An 8,668-nucleotide genomic window follows, 5' to 3' on the forward strand; every position below is an offset into this window, starting at 1 on the left:
TGTATTGGCTTTTCTCGATAAGTGTTTTCATACAAAAGTATATAAATTTAGGCTCTATTCTGCTCTCAGCAGAGTAAGCCACGTCCGGCTCCAGCGCTAAAGCTATAGTGGACTTCCCTCGCCTCCGTACGATAAGTCAACATCGACTCCCTTTGGTCGTCGTGTTTCCTTTATCTCCTACGGTAAGAATGTTCGGTTAAAACCGCCGCTTTGCGCGGCAACACCGAACCACCCTGCTTGGCAGGGCGCAGCATATACGCCGCTAATCGGGCGCTTGCGCCTTTGTTCTTTTTTAAACGTTATAAATATAATTAAACTAATCGTTTTACTCATATTTGAAAATAAACGTTTCCCTTGTCTGTTACGTATAAGGAAAGCTACTGTGCGCTATTCCCGGAAGTATGCAGACCACATTCTGTTTTATTGAATCCTTCCCATCTGCCAGCACGGGAATTACTGGAATCAATAACTTGGGAGGTACAAGGGATACAGCCAATACTTGGATAACCACGATCATGTAATTCATTGTATGCTAAGTTGTTTACGTTGATATATGTCCAAACATCTTCCCACGTCCAATGGATTAGCGGACAAACCTTAATGGACTTAAACCGGTCATCCTTATTTACAAAATCCGTATGTTTTCTACCGGCAGACTGTTCTCTGCGAAGACCCGATATCCAAGCGGGATAACCGTCCAGTACCTCTTCCAACGGTTTTATTTTCCGAATAAAACAACACTGGTCAGGGTTTCGCTTCCATAAAGCAGAACCATAAGCTGCTGCTTGTTCTTCCAAAGTTATATCCGGTTTTTTTAGTTGGATATTGAGATCAGGGTACTTTTCTTTTACCTTTTCAATCAGATCATAGGTTTCCTGAAAATGAATTCCCGTATCCAAAAAAACGATTTTTGCATCCTTTTTCACTTTGGAAATTAGATCGATTAATACAACTCCTTCTGCACCGAAGCTACAAGCGTAAACAACATTGTTTCCGTATGACTCGTAAGCCCATTCTACTACCGCAGATGCTCCTTTTGAGTCATCAACTGGATTAAAATTTTTAAAAGGATCACCCGGGAAATGATCATACGTAACCGAAAACTTTCCCATTAACCTTCCCTCCCGTAAAAATGATTGTTGAAAAGAAAGTAGCGTGTTCAACTAGAGCAAAAACCCCTTCTTACTGCATAAGAAGAGGGTTTTCGGGTACCTGTTCTCTTCTTATCTTCCAGACATGTAGCCTGCAGGATTTGGCACAGCGTTTCATGTAACCTGTTGCCGAAGTTTCATAGGGCCTTTCCCTCCACTTCTCTTGATAAGAAAACTCAAATCATACTATTTTGATAGGAATTGTATATTATATAAGAGCTTATGTCAATACTATTTACAAAAACAGGTCTTTAGACACAGAGGTTGGAAATGGCACGGAACAAACTTCTCGTCCCAGCAGCTAACTTATATACAGCATTAAAGCTGAAGTGCCCGACACTAGGTGAAGAGGGGACAGATTCCTTGTTCGAGTGGCGAATGAGTGTGTTCCATTATATCTGGTATGCAAAAAGAGCATTCCCAAACTGAGAGATGCTCTTCCTACATTTTATAGTACATGGATACTTTTTGTTATTGTTTATTTTTATACACTATTTTGTTTTCTTTTCTAGCTGCTTCGGTTATGGTGAGGATATCGCAGCTTAATTGTTTTAGTCTTTTATATTCTGCTTGGTTATTTGTTTTGATCATTTGGACGAAATGTTCGATTTCATAAAACATATCTTTTTCTTCATGCTTACTGGCAATCCGTTCTTTATGTCCGGAGTGAATATCAATGAACGCTATATTAGCAACCGTACCGATATCATCAATGGTAAACGTTCCTTGTTCCCCTTGAATTTCGGATGGATTATAGGAAGTGGAAATTTTAGAGCAAAAGATCGTACACGTGAAATCCGAATAGTTAAGTACAAGGGTGCCACTGCCATCCACACCTGTCCGAATTAGTACTGGCGCATAGGTAATCCGTTCTGGTTTTCCGAATAAGAAAATGGCTATTGCAATTGGATAGACACCTAAATCTACTAGCGCCCCACCTGAATAATGTAATGAAAATATATTGGGTTCTTCGCCATTTAAAACTGCATCATACCGGGAAGAATATTTCGCATAATTCAAGACAACATTCCTTAGTTGTCCAGCCTTTTCTATTCTTTCCTTTAGTACTAGCAGGTTTGGCATATGTACATTACGCATCGCTTCAACTAAAAATACACCATTTTTTTCAGCAATTTGATACGCTTTTTCCAATTCTGTTATATTGGAAAAAATGGGTTTCTCACAAATTACGTGCTTGTTATGGTTTAAAAACGTGAGCGCCTGTTCGTAATGTAATGCGTTTGGGGAAGCAATATACACACAATCAATCTGTTCGCTTTCTGCCATTTCCTCTATATCCGTAAAAACATTACATGCACCGTGCGTCTCTGCAAATTGTTTTGCTTTCTGTTCTGACCGCGAATAGACAGCGGTAAGTCTCATATCCGTTACATCTTGTGCCGCTTCAATAAATGCTGCTGTAATCCAGCTCGTACCAATTGTTCCAAAATTCATATCGCACCTTCTTTTTTCCTTGTTAATCCGCAGAAGTACGCTTCATTTCGACAGCTGCTTCATCCGGATTTTCCAATTTCATTATCGTACTTTCCAATAACTATTATAGCAGATTTCTGCGAAGCGATGGAAGGAAACGGATCTATAGTAACCGCTCCCTCCGAAAAACAGCCACTTCGCGATCGTACCCATTGCCAGGAAAAAATAAGCCTGAAAATTATCCTTCTGTTACTGATCCTATTAAATCAACGCTATGCTTTAGTTCAGCAATATGCTTCTAGTAATTAGTTCAATTCACGGTTTGCAATTTTAGTTAAATTACTTTCTTTTATTAAAGGATTTTCAAAAAGTCGCTAATGAAAGGCAGCGACTTTTTGAAAATCTAAATCGTTAAATATAATGTTTTAGATTGTTAACATTAATCTATGACCCTCGTCAAGGTTTATATTTCCATTCTTTTTTGTATATTACTTAAATTGGCTCTTACTACACTCCGATGGATAACAAATCCAATAATCATTACACTACTCAAACAGATAAAACCAGCCCCAGGGGAAAAGCTATCGATTAAAACACCTAAACCAGGGGAAACAACCGCCTGGAGCATCAGGGATATTGCCATCCAAACGGACATTGCCCTTCCCATAAACGACTTAGGTACGTTCTCCATCAATGCAGTGTTCATTAATATTCTTAGTGACGAGTTACAAAGCCCGAATAGAAGACTGCCTAAAAATAGAATCAGTGTAAAGTTATTCCATGCCAGAGAAAACAAAATACCGATAGATAGGAGAAAAAACAGTGTCACTGTTCCATTATTCGATATTTTTTTGGCAAGGGGGGCTGCGAGAAGACCAGATAAAAACCCTCCAACTCCATAAAACATATCTGCTAATCCAAAATCAACGGAACTACCATGTACTGTTTCGCTTACATATTCAGGTAGAATGACATTATACATCATTGTAGCAACTAAAGGAACAATTGCTGCAACACCTAATAAGAAAGTCTTTGGCTTATTAATCAGATAGTTAATTCCGTTTTTAAAACTAGCGTAAAATGGCTCATATTTATTTTCCCTTATGATCGAATTATGTTTCACCCTCGAAATGAAAATACTGCTAAGAATAAATGCAGCTGAATTAGCAATAAGAATGAATTCAAAGCCGGCATATTGGTAAAAAACTCCGGATATACCGCCTGCAGTAAACATGCCAACTTGCAAACTTATTTCAATTAATGAATTACCATCTATCAATTCCCTTTCCGGTAAAATCTCTTGCACCAAACTTCTGGATGTAGACATATAGGTAGTCCACCCCATTCCATTTACAATCGCAAACAGGTAAAGATATCCAAGCCTAAATCCGTCGAATATAAGCAGACAAGCAATGATTATTACTGCTACAGCTTGGATTAAATAAGTCCCAAAAATAATGGCCTTTCTATTGAATTTATCTGTTAATGTCCCAATAATCGGAGAGATAAGAAATCCTGCTAAAACATTAATGGCAAGCATGAATCCTACAGTTGCAGTGGAGTTTGTTTGATCAATTACATACCAATTCGCACCTACCGTACTTATCCCTATTCCAAATGCATATATAATTTCCGAAAAGAAAAAATTACGAAAGTTACTTGTTTTTAACATGCTAAAAACCATTCTCGTACCTCCTATTTGTCTCTAATTGTCTGATTAGCGTTTTTTGGATTTGAGAGGCAGCAACTATTGCTTCTCTATCCTGAACAATTTCATTAGGTTTATTTCCCTTTCCAAGTACATATCCTTCAAAGGACATTCCAATAAAATTAAATATAAATTGAAACTGCTGAATGAGGGGAAGTCCTTTTAGGAAGGGCTGATCACCTCCCACTGCAATCACATATGCCTTTTTGGAAGACATGGCAGCTTTAAAATAAGGATACTTTGGATCTTTCAATGTCTGCGACCAACGATCAATAAATAGTTTCATTGTTCCCGACATAGAAAACCAATAAATGGGTGTAGCAAAAATTAGAATGTCATGGCATAGGATTCGTTCCAAAATATAGTTATAATCATCATTTAAATCCTGAAACCCACCTTCCGTATGTCGTTGATCTTTTATAGGAGAAATTTGATAATTCTTTAAATAAATTTTTTCCACTGATATATTTTGGACTGCTTGCTCAGTTAAAATCTCTGTATTGCCACATTCCCTTGTCCCACCATAAATAACCGCAACTGTCATCACTTATTCGCCCTTTCATTTTAGTTTGCTGTTTCTTTATTAATATCTTATAATTAAATTGTTAATCAATAAAGACGATTATTTTGATTAATTCAATCGGAAATTACGATTTATAGAGGTGAGTAGATTGGAGATAAAACAGCTAATAACGTTTAAGACAGCTGCAGAAAATCTAAACTTTACACAAACTGCAAAACGATTAAAATACGCTCAATCCAGCGTGACTGCGCAAATTAAATCCCTTGAAAAGGAACTAGATACACAGTTGTTTGAACGTTTAGGGAAAAAATTATATTTGACAGAATCGGGACGTCAGTTTAAAAATTATGCTGATAAATTGATTGCACTTTCAGAGGAAGCCAAATTGGTTACCAGCGGCTTAACAGAGCCAGCGGGGACCCTTATCATTGGCGCGCAAGAAAGCCAATGCACATACCGACTTCCTCCTTTATTAAAAGAATTTAAGGATCAGTTTCCCAATGTTAAACTTATTTTTAAACCTGCACATTCAGATGAGATGGCTAAAGAACAACTCCTAAATGGGGAACTCGACGCAGCTTTTATTATGGATGTATTAAAAACAGAAGAAACGTTAACCGTAGAACCACTTATGCAAGATGAAATGAAATTGGTTGCCTCGCCTGATCACCCTTTAGTAAATAAAGAGAAGGTTTTCTCTTATGATTTGGAACAAGAAACCCTTCTGCTTACCGAGAAAGGATGTTCATATCGTAAAATATTGGAAGAATCCTTGCGTGAAGACGATGTGTATCCTGTTAACCAATTTGAATTTGTTAGCATCGAGGCGATCAAACAATGTGTAATTGCCGGACTTGGCATAGCTATTTTACCCGCCATGGTAGTAGAAAAGGATATTAATCACGGCCTAATGAAAGAACTCAAGTGGGAACATTCTACCCCTTCTCTTTTTACGCAAATTGCTTGGCATAAGGATAAACTATTGACAGTTCCCTTAATGTCTTTTGTTGAGTTAACTCGCAGGACACTTAAAGGTGAAAACATGAAGGAAATGAATGGACAAAACAACCAGCAGCTAAATGTTTAAGTTACAGCTAGATCGAGTTGCAGGGATTACCATATGTTAGAATCTGTTAGAAATGCCTAAACTTTTAATGTAAAGTGGTTTAGGCATCATTTCACTTTACCCTTCCAAGAGGCATTATTTTTATGGCTGTATATCATCATCTGATTCGGACAGTATTTATTTGGATTTGGACAGTATTATATTCGTTTTGGATAGTATTGTCCTGTTTTGAACAGTATTGCTACTCAGCCGATTAATATTTACTCTTCCATAAACCTTTGACACGCAAACAAAAATAAGCTATATTACCAATAGGCGAACAATAACTTTAAATCCAAAATTAATATTCGTATTTAGGAGTGTAAAACATGGAAAATGTGTTTGATTATGAAGATATCCAGCTAATTCCGGCAAAATGTGTTGTTAATAGCCGGTCGGAGTGTGATACTGCAGTAACATTTGGTGGACATACATTTAAACTGCCGGTAGTACCGGCAAATATGCAAACGATTATCGACGAAAAGATAGCGCTTTATTTGGCAGAACATAATTATTTTTATATTATGCATCGGTTTACACCTGAAAAAAGATTAGCTTTTGTAAAAGATATGCAGGCACGCGGACTATTTGCGTCGATAAGCGTTGGTGTTAAGGAAGAAGAATATCAATTCATTGAACAGTTATCAGATGAAGAGCTGTCACCAGAATACATTACGATTGATATCGCTCACGGGCATTCTGATTCAGTGATTAAGATGATTCAGCATATTAAGAAACACCTTCCTAACAGCTTTGTAATCGCTGGAAATGTTGGAACACCAGAAGCAGTCAGGGAATTAGAACATGCTGGTGCGGATGCGACAAAAGTGGGCATTGGTCCTGGAAAAGTATGCATCACGAAAATCAAAACCGGGTTTGGAACTGGCGGCTGGCAATTAGCCGCACTAAGATGGTGTGCTAAAGCTGCAAGTAAGCCGATCATCGCGGACGGTGGCATTCGTACACATGGAGATATTGCAAAATCAATCCGCTTTGGTGCCTCCATGGTCATGATTGGCTCCTTATTTGCCGGCCATGAAGAATCCCCAGGCGAAACCGTAAAAAAAGACGGCAAGCTTTATAAGGAATACTTTGGTTCAGCCTCAGAATTTCAAAAAGGCGAAAAGAAAAATGTAGAAGGCAAGAAAATGTTTGTCGACTATAAGGGTCCATTACAGGATACATTGAATGAAATGGAACAGGATTTACAGTCCTCCATCTCTTATGCAGGAGGAAACAAGCTGGAAGCAATCCGCAATGTCGACTATGTTGTGGTGAAGAATTCCATTTTTAATGGGGATAAGGTTTATTAAGAAAAGTAAAAGAGCTAAAGAAGGGAGATATCCCTCCTTCTTTGGCGCTTTTTATTCTTCATATCCCTTAAAAGTACCTGTATCCTGATAAAATCAATTTCTTATTCCTCCTGCATCGAAGTTATTAACTGATCAGCCAAAACTTTGGCAGACAATACCCCACCGAAAACCGGGGTATCCCCTGGTATTTGATGTACATTACCAGACTTCACAAAGCTTAAATTCTCCCAAACAGGATTTTCTTTCAGCTGATTTTCAAAAACATTATCATCTTCTTGCACAATATACAAGAATTGGAGATTATCTTTCTGGAAATTCTGAAGTGCTTCTATACCAACTTCACTAAATCCATATTGCTCCGGTTTTTCGGTTTGATAGGCGTTTTTAAAACCAAGTCTCTTCATCACCTGTGCCACAATCGAATTATCTGTATACAATCGTAAAACTGGAGAATTTTGCACAGAAAAGGCCAATGTTGCAATATATTCCTTTCCATCCATTCCAAGCTCAGCAACACGTTCTTTTTGTTCGTCATAAAATGCATTCAAATCGGCAATTTCTTGCTTCGCTTTGTCCTCTTTATCTACAATTTTGGCTATTGTTTTAAATTCATTCATCATCTCATCATGTAGATTTTCGGATCCATTACCATAGGGTGCGAAGGTTACGGTAGGTGCGATTTTATTTAGCTGATCCAATAATTCCCCATGTCTGAACTTTGCTGCAATAATTAAATCGGGGTTCAAACGCGAAATCGCTTCTAGATTTGGTTCTTGTCGTGTACCAACATCTTGAACACTGTCTGCCAATTCTTCATCAATATTAATCCACTTATTGTATTCATCAATATTCGGTACTCCTGCAGGCTGGATGCCTAATGCCAGCAAATGTTCCGCATAGAACCATTCCAGTACAACAATTTTTTTCGGTGTCCCTTTAATTGTTTTTTCCCCAATACCATCCTCAATCTTGATGGTTCTTTCTGTATCGTTCTCAGATTTACCAGAATTTTCATCCCCCGAATCATCACTGCAAGCGGTTAATAAAAAAAGCATGATGGCACTAACTAGAAAAATCCACCTTTTCATATCCATCCTCCTCATAAACTGTAAATCAGGAAATTGATAATCATGTTTCAAACGTGAACAAATAGTGCTGTGGTGCCTATATGTATGCCTAATTTAACGGTGCATTGATTAAATTTCCAGAGGGCACAGCCATTTATTTTTATTTAAATGAAAAACACACTTGATAATGATTATCAGTTTCAGTTACAATATAACTATAAAAACAGAAATGATTTATGTCAACTATATTTTCAAAATAGTTGTGCGGAGAGTATGTGTCAAGTTTTTCTCGACGTTGCTTTCATACCAATATTTCAGGCGCTCCCATTTTGTACACCTTGTTCGGCTACCGCGCTGTCGCTTGCTG

General features: G+C 37.7%; 8 protein-coding genes and 1 riboswitch. Of the genes, 3 read left to right on the forward strand and 5 right to left on the reverse strand.

Going from position 1 to position 8,668, the window contains the following annotated elements:
• Nucleotides 1-377 precede the first annotated feature (377 nt).
• Nucleotides 378-1,112: a phosphoadenylyl-sulfate reductase gene (locus IEX12_RS22245; protein ID WP_088049852.1), complete on the reverse strand. Its 735-nt coding sequence runs from the start codon at nucleotides 1,110-1,112 to the stop codon at nucleotides 378-380.
• Between the two features lie 108 nt (nucleotides 1,113-1,220).
• Nucleotides 1,221-1,324, reverse strand: a riboswitch (SAM riboswitch).
• A 97-nt stretch (nucleotides 1,325-1,421) separates the two neighbouring features.
• On the opposite strand from IEX12_RS22245, the gene IEX12_RS22250 reads away from it, so the two are divergent.
• Nucleotides 1,422-1,580 carry a hypothetical protein gene (locus IEX12_RS22250; RefSeq protein ID WP_155554966.1) on the forward strand — a complete coding sequence of 53 codons (159 nt, stop codon included), beginning with the start codon at nucleotides 1,422-1,424 and terminating at the stop codon, nucleotides 1,578-1,580.
• Nucleotides 1,581-1,622: 42 nt separating this feature from the next.
• Here the strand turns inward: IEX12_RS22250 and IEX12_RS22255 are convergent, their stop codons facing one another.
• From IEX12_RS22255 to IEX12_RS22265, 3 genes are all read right to left on the reverse strand, one after another.
• The gene (locus IEX12_RS22255; protein ID WP_088049851.1) at nucleotides 1,623-2,606 is read right to left on the reverse strand and encodes a Gfo/Idh/MocA family protein; all 984 of its coding nucleotides are present in this window, start codon (nucleotides 2,604-2,606) and stop codon (nucleotides 1,623-1,625) included.
• Nucleotides 2,607-3,048: 442 nt separating this feature from the next.
• Complete coding sequence (locus IEX12_RS22260) at nucleotides 3,049-4,269, reverse strand: MFS transporter (protein WP_188725920.1); 1,221 nt, start codon at nucleotides 4,267-4,269, stop codon at nucleotides 3,049-3,051.
• Complete coding sequence (locus tag IEX12_RS22265; RefSeq protein WP_088049850.1) at nucleotides 4,259-4,837, reverse strand: flavodoxin family protein; 579 nt, start codon at nucleotides 4,835-4,837, stop codon at nucleotides 4,259-4,261. Before IEX12_RS22265 ends, IEX12_RS22260 begins: the two co-directional genes overlap by 11 nt.
• A gap of 127 nt (nucleotides 4,838-4,964) precedes the next feature.
• Between IEX12_RS22265 and IEX12_RS22270 the strand changes: the two genes are divergently transcribed.
• Together IEX12_RS22270 and guaC are read left to right on the forward strand one after the other, a co-directional pair.
• Nucleotides 4,965-5,903: a LysR family transcriptional regulator gene (locus IEX12_RS22270; protein WP_088049849.1), complete on the forward strand. Its 939-nt coding sequence runs from the start codon at nucleotides 4,965-4,967 to the stop codon at nucleotides 5,901-5,903.
• Between the two features lie 347 nt (nucleotides 5,904-6,250).
• Complete coding sequence (guaC, locus tag IEX12_RS22275; protein ID WP_088049848.1) at nucleotides 6,251-7,234, forward strand: GMP reductase; 984 nt, start codon at nucleotides 6,251-6,253, stop codon at nucleotides 7,232-7,234.
• Nucleotides 7,235-7,335: 101 nt separating this feature from the next.
• Here guaC and IEX12_RS22280 read toward each other — a convergent pair whose 3' ends face one another.
• Nucleotides 7,336-8,322, reverse strand: coding sequence for an ABC transporter substrate-binding protein (locus IEX12_RS22280; protein ID WP_088049847.1), 987 nt, complete (start codon nucleotides 8,320-8,322; stop codon nucleotides 7,336-7,338).
• Nucleotides 8,323-8,668 lie beyond the last annotated feature (346 nt).

The organism is Lentibacillus populi, from assembly GCA_014642895.1.
GTDB classification, from domain to species: Bacteria; Bacillota; Bacilli; order Bacillales; family Amphibacillaceae; genus Lentibacillus_C; species Lentibacillus_C populi.

Coding starts and splice junctions, on each gene's coding strand:
- IEX12_RS22245 (WP_088049852.1), bottom strand. CDS start 1,112: ATGGGAAAGTTTTCGGTTACGTATGATCATTTCCCGGGTGATCCTTTT.
- IEX12_RS22250 (WP_155554966.1), top strand. CDS start 1,422: ATGGCACGGAACAAACTTCTCGTCCCAGCAGCTAACTTATATACAGCA.
- IEX12_RS22255 (WP_088049851.1), bottom strand. CDS start 2,606: ATGAATTTTGGAACAATTGGTACGAGCTGGATTACAGCAGCATTTATT.
- IEX12_RS22260 (WP_188725920.1), bottom strand. CDS start 4,269: ATGGTTTTTAGCATGTTAAAAACAAGTAACTTTCGTAATTTTTTCTTT.
- IEX12_RS22265 (WP_088049850.1), bottom strand. CDS start 4,837: ATGACAGTTGCGGTTATTTATGGTGGGACAAGGGAATGTGGCAATACA.
- guaC (WP_088049848.1), top strand. CDS start 6,251: ATGGAAAATGTGTTTGATTATGAAGATATCCAGCTAATTCCGGCAAAA.
- IEX12_RS22280 (WP_088049847.1), bottom strand. CDS start 8,322: ATGAAAAGGTGGATTTTTCTAGTTAGTGCCATCATGCTTTTTTTATTA.